The following is a 14,942-nucleotide window of genomic DNA, read 5'->3' as shown; positions in this document are numbered from 1 at the left end:
GAAGAAGGAAGAGTATGAAGCTTTTTCAGCATTTCGTCAACCTTCTTTTTTCCTCCGCTTCACTCTGCATTTGCATGCATCGTTCAGCGAGGGGGCGAATTATAGCCAAGCCAATGCGGCTGCGCAAGGGCCATTTGGCGACATTTACGGCAGCACGAACGATTTCACCAACGTCAGCTCGCCGGCGGCCCGCATCGGCACCTGGAAGCTTTGCATTCGTTCACGCGGCGTGCCTTCGTTGGTAATGATCGACAGGCGGGCCACCGTCAGCACGGAGCTGTTCTCGCCGCTGCCGTAGTAATTGACATACACGTGATAGTTGCCCTTCACGGGCGCGGCGCTGGAAAAGATTTCCGGGCCATAGCCGGTGGTCACGTCCACGTCCAGCGCGCCGCCATCCTTCAGCACGCGATTGCCGTACCAGGCGTGGCCGCCGTCGGGCGTGACCACATGCAGGTCGAGGTCGGTGCCAGCGCTGTCCCACGACAGCACCACGCGCAGGCGCGCCTGGGTCTTGCCCTGGTAGCTGTCGACGAACTGGGTGCGCGCGCGGCTCCTGCCGTCCGGCGAGCGCACTTCCACGCTGTTCGAGCCGCTGCCGAAACCATACGGGCGACCGTAGGCGCCGTTCTCGCCCACTTCCATCGGCATCGCCACGCCATTGACCACCAGCGTGGCCGGCTTGCCCTTGACGGCGCCCGCGATGCGGCCCCGTATCTGCGCCGTTTCTCCCTGGCCCGGCTGCAGGTTGACCGACGAAGCCGGATAATTGACCTCCTGCGTATATTCCTCTTGCGCGCCGGCCGAATTGCGCCAGCCGCCTTTGGGCGCATCGATGGTGACCTGGGCCTGCGCCCACAATGGCAGTAACAACAGGGGGATCAGCAGTGTTTTCATCGTCTCAATACTTGAAGGTCTTGACCAGCGTAAGCTCGCCGATACCGCGCAGGGGCACGACAAATTCCTTGCGCCGCTCGCGCGCCGTGTTTTCATTGAACACCAGCGTAATGCGGCTGGTAATGACGGGCCGCTGGCGCGTGTTCTCGTCAAAGTGATAGCCATCGCCGCTGAAATTGCCCCAGTAATTGATCCACACCTGGTACAGCCCGCGCATGGGCGAGGTCATCATGAAGTTTTCCGGCCCCGGCCCATCGACGGTGTCGGCATCGAGGCCGCCGCCGTTGGTCAGGGTCGGATGCGCCCAGAATGCATGCTGGCCGTCGGGCGTGACCACGTGCAGGTCGACTTCGGCCTGGCTGTCGTCCCACGCGGCGATGACGCGGATCACGGGCTGCGGCCGACTGCGGTCCGCCTCGTAAAACTGCACGCGCTTGACCGGCTTGCCATCGGGCGAGCGGATTTCGATGCTGTTCGAGCCGGAACCGAAGGAATAGGCGCGCGCATAGCGGCCATCGTTATCGGTATACAGCGGCGTCGGATTGCCATTGACCACCAGCTTGTGGACGCCGCGCTCCTTGCCCGCCCTGGCAAGCTCGCCGCGGATCATGCGCCGGCCGCTCTGCGCGCCGCGGTCGACCAGCGAATACGGATAGTTGACCGCCAGTTCCTGCGAACGGTCGGTCAGTCCCGCGCGGTTCCAGCCGCCGACGGGCGTGGACATGCTCTTGTCGCCCGCTTGCGCGCCTGCCGGTCCGGCCAGCGCCAGTGCCATTGCGCCCGATATCAGGACGAATAACTTCATATCGCCTCCAGGTTCAGGTCGACCAGCCGGCGCGCCAGCTGCTCGACATAGTCCTCGTCCTGGCCGCGCGGATGATTGCGCAGGCCCAGATGCAGGTATTCATGGGCCAGCGTGATGCGGTCTTCGCGCGTGGCGATCGGACGCATGAAGATGCGGTTGCGCGATTGCTCGGAATACGGCGCGCCAACTGACAAGGCGCAGATCAGCGGCGCCTGCGCCGGCACTTCATAACCGGCCTCGCGCAGCAGCACGCGCTGCCAGCGCGGCACGGCGCTTGCCAGCCACGCTTCGTTGGCGTCCAGCCGCTGGCAGCGCGCGCCGCTGTTGCCGACGGTGGCCAGCGCGCCGCCCGGATAGGCGTCGGCCAGCACTTCATCGTATCGTTTGCCCTGTTTTGCCAGCTGTACCGCGCGCGTCCACGCCAGCGTGTTGTCCGATGGCCGGTCGCTGTGATAACGCACCGTCACGCCATCGACAATCAGCTGGTCGGTCCAGCGCGCGATCGCCAGCGCCGCCGGCGTGGCCGGGCTGGGACTGACGCGCTGGGTGGCGCTGCTGTCGGCAATCTGCTGGCAACCGGCCACGGCCACCGCATTCTGCTGCAGATAGGTGCGCGCGGCAATTGCCAGCGCCTTGGCCGCTTCCGGCTCGGTGGCGCTGGCCTCGCGGTCGAGCACGCGCGCCACATATTCATTGATGCCGAAGCGGCCGCGCAGCTGTATCTGGCCACCGGCGTCCTTCGACAGCATCATTTCGCCGTTGCTGCGCAAGGCCAGGTTCTGGCCGTTTTGAAACTGCACGTGATAGCGGCCATTCATGGTTCCCACCGGCGCCGCGCCCTGCTCGCCACGCACGCTGCGGATCGGATAGCGCTTGAAATAATCGACCACCACGCAGCCGCTGTCTTCCACCGCGCGCAGCGGCGGCAGGCTGGCGGCCAGGCGCGGCGCCCACTGCTCGAACACATTGCTGCTGCCGCCGGCGCCGCCAAACCAGACCGGCGTGCCGTCGGCCAGCCAGCCGGCCGCGCCACCGATGCGCTTTCTGTCCTGCTGCCAGGAGTAGGTCTTGACGCGCAACTGGCCGCCGAACCAGCGGGCCGTGCCGGCGCCGCGTCCGTCCAGCACCACCCGCAGCAGCGCCGCTTCGGCGTCGAGGCGGCTGGCGGACGGGATGCTGTCCAGTGCGCGCAGCAGGCTGTCCAGGCGCACCATGCGCTCCGGCGCCAGCCGCGAGGGATCAGACAGCCAGGCAAACTCGCCTGCCGGCGCGGCACCCAGGCGGCCGGTCCAGTACTTGCGCCAGGGCGCTGCCGTGATCATCAGGCGTTTGGGAGAAAAGAACAGGCCGCACGATTGCGCCAGCGCCGCGTCGTGGCCGATGCTCTGGCCGGCGTCGCAGCAATACACTTCTTCCGGATCGCGCCCGCCGCAGCGGTAGTCCGGCATGGCCACCTTGCTATCGGTTGCATACACATACACGAACAGCTTCCACAGGCTGGCCAGCGGCACCTGCCGTGCGCCGTCGAACGGTGGCGGCGCGGCGCCACCCTGGCGCAGCTGGCGTACTTCGATCTGGTCGCCACGCCACCACGCCACATCGAGCGAGGCCGCGCCAGATGGCACGGCCACCAGCATGGCCAGCAGCGCAGCGATGGAGGCACGTCGCAGCATTACTCGACCTTCAGCGCGCGCATGGTCTTGCCGCCGCCTTCGAACGCTTTCTGCTCCGGCTGGTACATACGGTAGAAGCGCGCCGGCGGCAGTACGTAACTGCCCTTCTGTGCAAAGCGGATCAGATGGCGCACGGTGACGTCGCCTTCCAAAGGCTCGACCGGCACTGCGTAACCGTCGCGCAGCTCGGTATGGCGCGCGCGTTCCAGCGCGGCCGGCTTGTCGCCCGCCATCACCATGCCCCAGGTGGTCGATTCGACCATTGCACCAGGCGGCAGCGCCACTTCCAGCAGGCCGAAACGGTGCTTCGTTCCCGGCGCGGGCTTCAGCGTGATTTCATCCAGGTACAGCGCGTCCGTGCTCAGCGCCTCGCCCGGCTTGACCAGCTCCGTGGTATAGCCGCCCTTGCCCGCCTTCATGCGCAGGATGCGCCGTTCGACGGTGACCGGCAGCGCCTGCGCTTCGGCGGCGCGGCTGTCGTACTGCACCACCGCCACCGTGCCTGCCGGCGCGGCCGTCGCAGCGAGGCGCAAGCGGTCCGGCACGGCTTTCGCGTCAGTCCAGCGCCAGACTGCCTGACGGCTGGCACTCTCATGCTTTTTCCATGCTCCGTCGAGCGTGACGGCGGGCGCAGTGCCGAACGAAGCGCCGCCCAGTTTCTTCTGCACCCACAGCAAGGTCATGGCGCGGTCCAGGGTCGGCATTTCTGCGCGCACGCCGGCCAGCACCGCATCGGCCTGCGTCGCCGGCACTTCGCCGGCCAGCATCAGCACTGCCTGCGCCACCGGCGCTTTCGACTCGCGCAAGACCTGCCATGCACTGGCCACCTGCAGCTGCAGCCCATGCGGCAAGGCGATGCCGTTCTGGCCGGCGACCAGCGCCACCAGACCCAGGCTCATGGCCTGCGACTCGCGATCATCGGCGCCGCCCAGCAGCAGGCTGCCAGTATCGCCAGGCTGGCGCGGCTTGCCGCCCAGCGTGGCGATTGCGCTGTCATCGACCAGTCCCGAAGCCAGCGTCTGCGTCGGCAGGCCCATCTCGCGCGCCATCCACAGCACCAGCGCACGGTCGGTCAGCGAGTCCTTGCGGCCATGTTCGCTGTACACGGCCAGCAGCTTGTTCCAGTGCTCGGGCGGCAGCTCGATGCGCAGCGCGCGCGAGGCATACCAGTCGGCGTAATAGGCGTACGCCGTCATCAGCGCGTTGCCAGCGGTGGCGTTGCCCCACCAGCCGAAAACGGCGTTGGGACCTGCCATCGACACCAGGCGCAAACGCTGCGCGGTCAGCATCGCCTGCAGGCGTTCGTGCGGCACGCCGGCATCCGGCCCCAGGCTTTGTATCGCCAGTGACAACGGAATCAGGCGGCTGGCCGTCTGCTCGACGCAGCCATACGGGTAGTCGATCAGGTCGTCGGCGATACGCGCGAAGTGGCTGGCCGCGCCCTGCGCAAACGAGACGCGGATATTGCGCGCGTCCGCCGGCAGCTTGAGCGCAATCTCGCCGGCGGCGCCATCCAACGGCAGCACCAGCGAGCGCGGGCTGCTCCAGGCGGCGGGCAGCGTCTGCATGGCGGTGTCCAAAGCATCGACCAGCTTGCCGTTCTGTTTCAGTTCCAGCCGCAGCGGCCCTGCAGCGCCAGCAGCGAGCGGAAACTCGACGTAGTTCACGCCCGGCCTGGCCGACAGTTTTTCCGTCCTTGCCGGGGTGCCGCCTGCGCCGCCGGACAGCGTGAGGTCCAGCGCCTGCTCGGTGCCGGTCTGGTTGAACACGGCCACCGAGGCGCGCGGCGCGTCGCCGGTGCGCATCCAGTCGGGCGCGGTCCACTTGGCATAGAAGTTTTTATCGGAGCGCAGATAGCCGGTGCGCTGGCCCACGCGCCCCTGGTCGTCCATCGCGCGGCCGGTAATCCTCCAGCGCGTCAGCGCGTCGGGCATGGTGAAGGTCACGCGCGCATTGCCAGCCGCATCGGTCCTGAGCGACGGCGCCCAGTACGCGGTATCGATATTGTCGCGGCGCGGGCGTTCCAGCACCTTGACGCCACGCTCGTTGTAGTTGTGGCGGGCCGGCGCGCCGGCGGTGCGGCCCTGCGCCATGTCGTAGCTGATGAACGACAGGCTGGCCGTGGTGCGCACGTTGTTGCGGCGCGGATGGTAGAAGAAGTCGCCGATTTCGGGCGCGATTTCCGGCTGCAGCACATAGATCATTTCATCGACCACGCCCAGCGCCACCAGCGTGCTCAGAGGCTTGCCATCGAGCGACGCCTTCACGTCGAGCGTTACCTTTTCGCCGGGCTGGTAGACCTCCTTGTCGGTCTTGAACTGCAGCGCGATGCGAGGCTCGATCACCTGCAGGCCGGCGTTCTCGAACACGAAGTCGCCATTGCGCGTGTACGCCACCGAGAACGTCATGTTCGGACCATGCTCTTCTTTCACCGGAATGCGCACGCGCCACTGCCGCGCTGCCACGCGCTTCGCCTGGTACCAGTCGGCGCCGCCGGCCATCAGGCCATGGTGCTCCACCTTGTCGCGCTCCAGCGTGAACAGCGCCTGGTCGACCTTGTCGGAGAACGTGATCAGCGCCTCGGCGGTATCGCCCGGACGATAGCGGGCGCGGTCCAGCACGATCTCGATGCTGCCCGGCGTGGCCTGCACGCCGTCACCGGTCACCCAGTGGCTGGCGGCGGCCAGCAGGTTGCCGCGCTCGTCGCGCAGCGCCAGCTGGTAGGAACCCGATGCGGGGAACGTCACGTCCCAGCCCTTGGCGTTCGGATCGAACGCGCCATCGGTCTTGGTCTGTTTTTCCAGCTGCACCATCTCCCAGCGCACCGGCCTGGTAGTGCCCTGGCCGTTCGCCACCAGGTCGAAATGCACGGACTGGTTCGGATCGGAAAACTGGCGCGTGGCCTTCAGCTGGTAGGTAGTGATCGAGCGTTCGATCATCAGCTCGCGCGTGGCCTTGACGCGGTAGGCCGCGCCATCGGTGGCCAGCACCGTCAGGATGTAGCGCGACGGATCGGTGGCGGCCGGCAGCGTGAAATTCACGTTGCCGCTGCCATCGCTGGTGACTTCCTCGGTCTTCAGCGCCACCGGGAACAGGCCGCTGTAACGCAGCTCGCCTTCGACCATGGTGTTTTGCTGGCTGCGCAGCGACAAGGTCATCTTCGCGTTTTTGACCGGCTTGCCATCGGGGTAGCGCAGCGCGATGCTGCCCTTGATTTCTTCGCCCGTCTTGAACTCGGGTTTCGCTGGCTGCACATTGATTTCAAAGTGCGGCTTGACGTATTCGGCCACGCGGAAGGCCGCGCCATACACGCCATCCTTGTAGTTGAAGCGCAGCTCGTAGCCGCCGGCCGTCGCTTCCGCAGGCAGGCGGAAGCGCGTTTCGGCGCCCGTCTCGCCGGACAGTTGCAGCGTTTGCGTCAGCAGCGGCGTGCCGTTCGGATTGAGTACCGTCAGGCTGATGGGCGCCGCGCCGGCCGCCTGCGAGTCGCGTGCGGAAGTAAATTCGCGGCCCAAAAACTTCACGTTGACTTCATCGCCGGGCCGGTACAGGGGCCGGTCGGTCACCGCATAGATCTTGGTGTTGTAGATCTCGCTGTCGTAATAAAAATTCTCGGACACGAACACGCCGCCAGCGCGGTCCTCGCCCAGCACATAGGTGTGCTCCGGGCTGCCGCGCTCCATCGAGGCCACGCCATCGGCGCCGGTGGCGGCCGACTGCAGCACGCCGGTGCCGTCGGTCCAGACCACGCTGGCGCCAGCGACGGCCGCGCTGTTGTCGCGCCGCGCGGTCCACACCAGCATCTGGCCGGACGACACCTTGGTCACCGCCATCGTGTCGGACACGAACACCAGCGTGGTGGCGCGGTGCTCGCCGATGATCGCTTCGATCAGGTACAGGCCGGGCTTGCGTTTGCCGAGCGGGATCATCACGTTGCCGGCGCCGGCGACGATGAAGTCGCTGCTGGAGCCATCGAGCTTGACGCCTTTCGGCGGCTCGATCGCTTTCGCCTGCCACAGCGGATAGCGGAAGCTGTCGACCAGCTCCATGCCCTTGATCGGCTTGTACTGCGGATGGTTGGCAAACACGGTCGGACGGCGGATCGCGTCATTGGTGGCCAGCTGCGGCTGCTCTTTCGTCACCGCGCGGCGCGCCTCGCCCGAGAACAAGCGGCGCCAGACCAGGCGCGACTGCTTCCACCAGCTGTCCCACAAAAAGCTCAGCGTATTGGCCAGGCCCTCGCCCTGGTAATTGCCCTCGACCTGGATGCGGTGCAGATTGCGCTGCTTTTTCAGGAACTCCATCGGTTCGGGCACGCGGTAGACCACGATATCGGCGCCGGAATACGCTTCCAGGTTCATGCGCCCCATGTCGCGGCCCGGCACTTCCAGGCGCACGCGCGCTTCGTCGCCGCTGCCGTACGTGGCGTCCGACAGCAGGAAGAAGGGTTCGCCCTTGAAGGTGGTGTAGTTGCTCGGCTGGCGCTCCTGCGCCGAGGCGCCGCCCATGAGCACGAACGCCAGCAAACTCGCAAAAAGCAGCTTCATGATAAAAACGCCAGCCGGTATACCCCGGCGAAATTGGGATTGTTGGGCACAGGTTGCCACCGCGTGTCCTTCCAGGTCGTGAGTTGTTTGATATCGACGGTCCGCAGACCATTGTCGTCGGGGGTGACGGTGCCGGTGTGGTAGGCGATGCGCGCCCCCATCCAGACCATCAGATGCTGTTCGTCGCCCTGGTCGAAAAACAGCAGGTCGCCAGGCAGCGCCTGGCTGATCTCGCGGGCGACAAAGCGGCTGTTGTGCTGCACCAGCGCCAGCGCCGTGACGAAGTGGCCCACGGTGCCGCCCGTTTGCACCCAGCGGTTGCGCAAGGCCGCCTGGTTCGGATCGAGCTCCAGCTCGGGCGGCAGGCGCCGGTCGCTGGCGATGCCGTTCGCATGCAGCCAGCGCGCGTCGTGCACGGTGAGCGCTTCGTTGACGGCAAAGCGCACCAGGCCGGCGCAATCGCGATGGGTCCAGCGCGGCGATGGTCCCCGTTCGATCTGGGCATTGACGATGCGCAGCATCCAGGCCTGGAAGGCGCGGCTTTGCGCCTGCGACAGCCGCACCTGCTCCTCGGCGGGCATACGCAGGGCCCATGCACCTGGTACGGCCGCCATCGCAGCGCAGCCGGCCAGCAGGCGCAAGGCGGCACGGCGCGCAGTGACCACTGTCATCGCGCCGCCTCCTGCCATTCCAGCGGTACCCAGGCGGTGCCGCTGGCTGGCTGCTGTGTGAGCACCATGCGCAGCGGCGGATATTTTTTCAGCGCGTCCAGGCGCGGCACCAGGTGTTCATTGGCCGCCGCGCGCAGCACCGGCTCGTTATTGGCCGGCAGCGTGTCGAACGCCTCGAACTGGATCAGTTTGGCCAGCGAGGCCGGCGCGATCAGGCCGATGGTGCGGGCGCCATCGGGCAGCAGGTCGCTGGCTGCCGGCGCCTGCTTGCGGCGCACCGCCAGCACCTGGTCCACCAGCTTGCTGTCGGCCGAGAACACCACCGTGTTGCCCACCACCGCCAGCGCCGGCGTGGCCTGGCCCAGCGAGGTCGCAATGCTGCGCTCCCAGCGCACTGCGCCATCCTTGCCGGCCGTCTTGCGCACCGGGTCCTTGCCGCCGATGGCCGCTTCGAACAGGCTGCCGTACAGTGCGTCGTCGCCGGCCTGGGCGCTGCGCGTGGCGACAAACACGGGCGTATGCAGGCGTGAATTGCCATACCAGCAGGCGGCGGCCGGCCCTTGCAGGTGGCCGGCCAGCGGCACCACCGGCTCCGAGGTCTTGCTGCCCAGGCGCTTGAGCACGGGCGCCAGGGCGTTCCAGTCCACCGGCACGCTGAAACAGGCGCTGGGACTATGCGGCAGCACCGGCCACAGGGCGCTGCTGTCATAGCCGCCCTTGCCATCCTTGCCGTCCTTTTTCAGCTTGTCGGCATTGAGCAGCACTGTTGACTGCCATGCCCCTTTCTGAAAATCGAAGCGCAGCGCTTCGAGCGCGCCGAAGAACGGCTGGTAGCCGAACGACAGGAAATCCGCCTTGACGGCGATGCTGTGGCCGTCGGGTGCGGCCTGGTCGAGATGGAACTGCGGGTGAAAGATATTCTGCTTGTCCGCCTGCGGCGCCAGCAGGCTGGCCACGGTTTTCTCGGCCGTGCCATCGCCATCCTTGTTCTCCTCGCCGCCGTACAGCATGCCGGGATGGGACAGGATCACCAGGCGCTGGCCATGTGCGGCAAACAGCAGGGTGCGCCGCCAGGCATAGTTCAATGCATAGACCGGTACCGTGTCGCCATCGACGCGCAGCCTGCCGGCCACGCTCATCTGCGTATCCTTCAGGGCGACCTTGCCCACCTCTTCCAGCAACCGCGTCAGCTGGTTGCGCGAGACGGCGATCGCAAAGTGCTTGAGCGAGCCGTCGGCATCGCGCCACAGGGCCACTTCGGCCGGCTGGTCCAGCACCATGCGCAGCAGCTGGTCGCCCCAGCCCAGTTGGTGTTCATAGGCGATGCGGCGCAGGCTGCCCTTCAGGCCCAGCCGGTCTTCGCTTTGCTCGTAATAGAACAGGAATTCCTCGCGCAGCACGTCGCGCGCCAGCGGCACCGTCAGCAGGTCGCGCGGCAGGGTGGACAGGCTTTTCGTCCTGACCAGCGCATCGGGCCTGGATAAATCCAGCTTCAGGCTGTTGACGGGGCCCATCGCACCCCAGCCGAAGACGCGGTAGCTGACCAGCGCCGCGGCCACCACCGCCACTGCGGCCAGGGAGCCGAACAGGACTTTTTTACTGAATGCTTTTTTAGCCAGCACGTTGTATCCTCTTTACCGTAGCATTGCCAAGTTGGTAATTATTGATAAATGGTAACATGGCATTTGGCGCCGCAGCGCACCGCTGACACGACAGCGTAAAATAGCGGTTTCGCCGATTCCAGCTGCCGCCATGACCATCCTGCTCACCACCCTGAACGCCCGCTATACCCACGCTTCGCTGGGGCTGCGCTACCTGCTGGCCAACATGGGACCGCTGCAGGCGCAGACGCGGCTGCAGGAATTCGTGATCGGCGCGAAAACCACGGAACTGGTCGAACGCATCCTCGTCAACCAGCCGCGCATCATCGGTTTTGGCGTGTATATCTGGAACGTTGAAGAGACGACCAAGCTGGTGGCCATGCTCAAGCGCGTGGCGCCCGAAGTAATCATCGTGCTGGGCGGGCCCGAGGTGTCGCACGAAGCGGGCGAGCAGGAAATCGTCCGGCTGGCCGACTACCTGATCACGGGCTGGGGCGACGTCACCTTCCCCAAGCTGTGCGGCGAGATCCTGAACGGCCCGAAACCGCTGATGAAGATTCACGCCGGCGTGCAGGCGCCGCTGGCCGAGCTGCAAACGCCCTACTCCTTGTATACAGACGACGACATCAAAAATCGCACGCTGTACGTGGAAGCGTCGCGCGGCTGCCCGTTCAAGTGCGAGTTCTGCCTGTCCGCGCTGGACAAGACGGCCTGGCCGTTCGCGCTCGAGAATTTTTTGGCCGAGATGGAGTCGCTGCATGCGCGCGGCGCGCGCCTGTTCAAGTTCGTCGACCGCACCTTCAACCTCAATATCAAGACCAGCCTGAAGATCATGCAGTTCTTCCTCGATAAAATCGAGGCCAATCCGGACGATCCGATCTATGCCCACTTCGAGCTGGTGCCCGACCACCTGCCCGATGCACTGAAAGAGGGCATCAGCAAGTTTCCGCCCGGCGCGCTGCAGTTCGAGATCGGCATCCAGAGTTTCAACCCGGAGGTGCAGGCGCTGGTCAGCCGCCGCCAGGACAACCAGAAGGCGGCCGACAATATCCGCTGGCTGTGCGAAGAATCGAACGCCCACCTGCACGTGGACCTGATCGCCGGCCTGCCCGGCGAAGATGAAGCCAGCTTTGCGGCCGGCTTCAATAAATTAGTGGCCCTGAAGCCGCACGAGATCCAGTTCGGCATCCTGAAGCGGCTGCGCGGCACGCCGATCATCCGCCACACGGAAGAATTCGGCATGGTGTTCGACCCGCATCCGCCCTACACCATCCTGGCCAACAAGCACCTGGACTTCATGAGCATGCAGCGCCTGGTGCGCTTTGCCCGCTACTGGGACCTGGTGGCCAACTCGGGCCGCTTCGCCAATACGGTGCAATGGATGCTGGGCGACGCGCCGTTCGAAAACTTCATGGATTTTTCGAACTGGCTGTATGCGAACACGGACGCCACGCACCGCATCGCGATGGAAAAGCTGGCCAAACTGGTGGCGCAATGGCTGCAGACGCGCGGCATGAGCGCCGTTGAAGCCAACGCGCTGGTGGCCAGCGACTATGCGGGCGGCGCCAAAGCGGCGACGCATGGCCACCCGGCCGAACCGCCGAAAGCGGCGAAAGCACCGCCACTGGCGGCATTGCCGCAACGCCAGGCCCGTCATTTGGCGTCCTAGAGCGAGCCAGGCCACATAGCGAACTGATGAGGAATGGAACATCTGTGGCAGTCTTTGCCATTCTCCCTTAAACTGGCGCGATGCCGACTGTACAATCGCCGAAACTGACCCTCTCCGACGCCAGCTCCCAACAGGGAGCTACTGTCGCTGCCAGCGGCACCTGGCAGGTGCACGCACTGGCGCAAGACAATGCGATCAAGGCCATCAACGCCCAGCTCAAGCCGCTCAAGGATGATGCGAATGTCAGCTGGGACCTGTCGGCGATCGACAGCATGGACCATATCGGCGCCCAGCTGTTCTGGAATGCATGGGGCAGGCAGCGCCCGGCGCAGCTGACGCTGGCGCCAGCCCAGGAAGAATTTTTCAAGCGCATCGAAGAAACCGGCCCGCTGAAAATTGCGCAGTCGCGCGCCAACCGCCTGACGCCCGTGATGAAGCTGGGCATGGCGATCCTGGTGTTTTTTGAACATCTGAAAGGCTTTATTGCCCTGATCGGCCAGGTCACGCAGGACATGGGGCGCTTCCTGCGCCATCCGCTGCGCGGGCCGTGGCGCGAAATTTCCGCCAATATTTTCCATGCCGGCTTCCAGGCGCTGGGCATCACGGCGCTGGTGGGGTTTTTGATCGGCGTGGTGCTCTCCTACCTGTCGGCGCAGCAGCTGCGCAACTTCGGCGGCGACATATACCTGGTCAACCTCCTGGGCATGAGCGTGATCCGCGAACTGGGGCCGCTGCTGGCGGCGATCCTGGTGGCGGGCCGCTCGGGTTCGTCCATCACGGCCCAGCTGGGCGTGATGCGCGTCACCGAGGAACTCGACGCCATGCTGGTGATGGGCATCTCGCACGGTTTCCGCCTGATCATGCCGAAAGTGCTGGCACTGGCCATCTCGATGCCGCTGCTGGTGATCTGGACCGACACGGCCGCGCTGATCGGCGGCATGGTGGCGGCCAAGATGGAACTGAACCTGTCGGCGCGCTACTTTATCCAGAAGCTGCCCGATGCCGTGCCGCTCGCCAACTACATGATCGGCCTGGGCAAAGGCGTGGTGTTCGGCATGCTGATAGCGCTGGTGTCGTGCCACTTCGGCCTGCGCATCAAGGCCAATACGGAAAGCCTGGGGCGCGGCACCACCACCGCCGTGGTCACCGCCATTACCGTGGTGATCCTGGCCGACGCCGTGTTTGCCATCGTCTTTAATGGAGTGGGCTACTGATGAGTGAAGACAGCAGCTGCGCCGTGAAGGAGAAAGACGGCGAGAATGAAAGCAAGCTCGATTTCCACGGCGACACCCCGGTGGTGGAAATCACCAATCTGTGGACCAAGTTCGGCCGCACGGTGGTGCACCAGGACCTGAACCTGGAAATCGAACGGGGCGAGATCCTGTCCATCGTCGGCGGCTCGGGCACCGGCAAAACGGTGCTGCTGCGCCAGATGCTGGGCCTGGAACATCCGTCGCGCGGCTGCGTCAAAGTGTTTGGCGAAGACATCAACAAGGCCGACCGCGACCATCTGCAGCAGTTGCGCAACCACTGGGGCATGCTGTTCCAGCAAGGCGCGCTGTATTCGGCGCTGACCGTGTTCGACAACGTGGCCCAGCCGATGCGCGAACTGCGCGTGCTGCCCGAGGAACTGATCCGCGATGCCGTGCTGCTGAAAATGAACATGGTGGGGCTGGGGCCGGAACATGCGATGAAAATGCCGTCGGACCTGTCGGGCGGCATGATCAAGCGCGTGGCGCTGGCGCGCGCCCTGGCGCTGGAACCGAAGCTGTTATTTCTCGACGAGCCCACGGCCGGCCTGGACCCGGATTTGTCGGAAAGTTTTGTTACCCTGATCCAGTCGCTGCACCGCGAGCTGGGGCTGACGGTGGTGATGGTCACGCACGACCTCGACACCCTGTTTGCCCTGTCCACGCGCATTGCCGTGCTGGCGGAAAAGCATGTGATCGCGCTGGGCACCACGCGCGAAGTCATCGAAGTCGATCACCCGTTCATCAAACAATTCTTCCTGGGCGACCGCGGCAAGCGCGCGCTGGCCGTCCTCGATGAAAAACAGGCCGCCGAGGCGCCGCCGGAACCTGCCCCCGGCACTGACAAGAAAGCGGAGAATTAATGGAAAACAGATCACATGCCCTGCTGACGGGCTTCTTTACACTGGCCCTCTTGATTGCCGCGATTCTGTTCGGCATCTGGTTCAACCGCGACCGCGTCGAGCGCGTGCCCTACCTGCTGGCCACCACCCTGTCGGTGCCGGGCCTCAATCCGCAGGCGGCCGTGCGCTACCGCGGCCTGGAAGTGGGCAAGGTCGACGCGATCGATTTCGATACGCAAAAAGCCGGCCAGATCCTGGTGCATATCAGCGTCGCGCCCGACACTCCGGTCACCAGCACCACTTTTGCCACCCTGGGCTACCAGGGCGTGACGGGCATTGCCTACATCCAGCTCGACGATGAAAGCGTGGGTTCGAAACTGTTGGGCACCAGCAAGGAGCGGCCATCGCAGATTCCGCTGCGCGCCGGCCTGCTGGACCAGCTGGAAAAACGCGGCAAGCGCATCCTCGACCAGGCCGAACAGATCACCAATAAAGTCAACAACCTGCTCAGTCCCGACAACCAGGAAGCCATGCTGGCCGCCTTTACGGAAGTGGGCAAGACGGCCAAGGCCTTCGGCGAGATTCCGAAGCAGCTGCAGCCGACGCTGCAGCAATTGCCGCAGCTGACGGACGAGACGCGCAAGAGCATCGCCGCCATCAAGGGTGCGGGCGATAACGTGACGGAACTGTCGCTGACCTGGAAGAAACTGGGCAATGACCTGCAAGCGCCCGGTGGCGTGCTCGACAATGTCAACGGCACGGTGGCGCGCGTGGGCCGCTCGGTGGAAACGGTGGCCGATGGCGTGTCGCTGGAAGTGCTGCCGCAAGTGATCGAACTGAGCGGCGAAGCGCGCTCGTCGATGCGCGCCCTGAAAAACACCATGAGCACGCTGAACGAGCAGCCGCAAAGCATCTTGTTCGGCAACCCCGACATTCCGCCCGGCCCGGGCGAGCCCGGCTTTTCGTCGCCCGGCAAATAAGGAGATC

At 65.2% G+C, this 14,942-nt stretch carries 10 protein-coding genes; 4 read left to right on the top strand and 6 right to left on the bottom strand.

What is annotated here, in order from left to right; translation table 11 throughout:
* Positions 1-144 precede the first annotated feature (144 nt).
* The 6 genes from RTQ46_RS21995 to RTQ46_RS21970 are packed head-to-tail and all read right to left on the bottom strand — an operon-like array spanning position 145 to position 10,215.
* Positions 145-897 (bottom strand): DUF2135 domain-containing protein, encoded by a 753-nt coding sequence (locus RTQ46_RS21995; RefSeq protein ID WP_312439719.1) that lies wholly within the window; start codon positions 895-897, stop codon positions 145-147.
* A 4-nt stretch (positions 898-901) separates the two neighbouring features.
* The gene (locus RTQ46_RS21990) at positions 902-1,702 is read right to left on the bottom strand and encodes a DUF2135 domain-containing protein (RefSeq protein ID WP_312439718.1); all 801 of its coding nucleotides are present in this window, start codon (positions 1,700-1,702) and stop codon (positions 902-904) included.
* A complete protein-coding gene (locus RTQ46_RS21985) occupies positions 1,699-3,375 on the bottom strand; it encodes a DUF2300 domain-containing protein (RefSeq protein WP_312439717.1) in 1,677 nt (558 codons plus the stop codon). Before RTQ46_RS21985 ends, RTQ46_RS21990 begins: the two co-directional genes overlap by 4 nt.
* Positions 3,375-7,922 carry an alpha-2-macroglobulin gene (locus RTQ46_RS21980; protein WP_312439716.1) on the bottom strand — a complete coding sequence of 1,516 codons (4,548 nt, stop codon included), beginning with the start codon at positions 7,920-7,922 and terminating at the stop codon, positions 3,375-3,377. Before RTQ46_RS21980 ends, RTQ46_RS21985 begins: the two co-directional genes overlap by 1 nt.
* Entirely contained in the window at positions 7,919-8,593 is a 675-nt protein-coding gene (locus RTQ46_RS21975) for a DUF1175 domain-containing protein (protein ID WP_409518363.1), read from the bottom strand. Before RTQ46_RS21975 ends, RTQ46_RS21980 begins: the two co-directional genes overlap by 4 nt.
* Positions 8,590-10,215, bottom strand: coding sequence for a DUF2138 family protein (locus RTQ46_RS21970; protein WP_312439715.1), 1,626 nt, complete (start codon positions 10,213-10,215; stop codon positions 8,590-8,592). Before RTQ46_RS21970 ends, RTQ46_RS21975 begins: the two co-directional genes overlap by 4 nt.
* A gap of 130 nt (positions 10,216-10,345) precedes the next feature.
* Here RTQ46_RS21970 and RTQ46_RS21965 point away from each other — a divergent pair, with 130 nt between their 5' ends.
* The 4 genes from RTQ46_RS21965 (at position 10,346) to RTQ46_RS21950 (ending at position 14,935) form a co-directional block, all read left to right on the top strand.
* Positions 10,346-11,863, top strand: a complete 1,518-nt coding sequence (locus tag RTQ46_RS21965) for a DUF4080 domain-containing protein (RefSeq protein ID WP_312439714.1) — start codon at positions 10,346-10,348, stop codon at positions 11,861-11,863.
* Positions 11,864-11,943: 80 nt separating this feature from the next.
* Entirely contained in the window at positions 11,944-13,077 is a 1,134-nt protein-coding gene (locus tag RTQ46_RS21960) for an ABC transporter permease (RefSeq protein ID WP_312439713.1), read from the top strand.
* On the top strand, positions 13,077-13,976 hold the full coding sequence (locus tag RTQ46_RS21955; RefSeq protein ID WP_312439712.1) for an ATP-binding cassette domain-containing protein: 900 nt from the start codon (positions 13,077-13,079) through the stop codon (positions 13,974-13,976). The genes RTQ46_RS21960 and RTQ46_RS21955 overlap by 1 nt, the downstream gene beginning before the upstream one ends.
* Entirely contained in the window at positions 13,976-14,935 is a 960-nt protein-coding gene (locus tag RTQ46_RS21950; protein WP_312439711.1) for an MlaD family protein, read from the top strand. The genes RTQ46_RS21955 and RTQ46_RS21950 overlap by 1 nt, the downstream gene beginning before the upstream one ends.
* The last annotated feature ends 7 nt before the right edge of the window (positions 14,936-14,942 follow it).

This window comes from Janthinobacterium sp., assembly GCF_031995485.1.
GTDB lineage: Bacteria > Pseudomonadota > Gammaproteobacteria > Burkholderiales > Burkholderiaceae_D > Janthinobacterium.
The sequence above is the reverse complement of the archived record's forward strand: the minus strand, read 5'-3'. Positions and strand labels throughout refer to the sequence as shown.

Excerpts from the sequence above, each read along its gene's own strand:
- RTQ46_RS21995 (WP_312439719.1), bottom strand. The coding sequence starts at position 897 with ATGAAAACACTGCTGATCCCCCTGTTGTTACTGCCATTGTGGGCGCAG.
- RTQ46_RS21990 (WP_312439718.1), bottom strand. The coding sequence starts at position 1,702 with ATGAAGTTATTCGTCCTGATATCGGGCGCAATGGCACTGGCGCTGGCC.
- RTQ46_RS21985 (WP_312439717.1), bottom strand. The coding sequence starts at position 3,375 with ATGCTGCGACGTGCCTCCATCGCTGCGCTGCTGGCCATGCTGGTGGCC.
- RTQ46_RS21980 (WP_312439716.1), bottom strand. The coding sequence starts at position 7,922 with ATGAAGCTGCTTTTTGCGAGTTTGCTGGCGTTCGTGCTCATGGGCGGC.
- RTQ46_RS21975 (WP_409518363.1), bottom strand. The coding sequence starts at position 8,593 with ATGACAGTGGTCACTGCGCGCCGTGCCGCCTTGCGCCTGCTGGCCGGC.
- RTQ46_RS21965 (WP_312439714.1), top strand. The coding sequence starts at position 10,346 with ATGACCATCCTGCTCACCACCCTGAACGCCCGCTATACCCACGCTTCG.
- RTQ46_RS21960 (WP_312439713.1), top strand. The coding sequence starts at position 11,944 with ATGCCGACTGTACAATCGCCGAAACTGACCCTCTCCGACGCCAGCTCC.
- RTQ46_RS21955 (WP_312439712.1), top strand. The coding sequence starts at position 13,077 with ATGAGTGAAGACAGCAGCTGCGCCGTGAAGGAGAAAGACGGCGAGAAT.
- RTQ46_RS21950 (WP_312439711.1), top strand. The coding sequence starts at position 13,976 with ATGGAAAACAGATCACATGCCCTGCTGACGGGCTTCTTTACACTGGCC.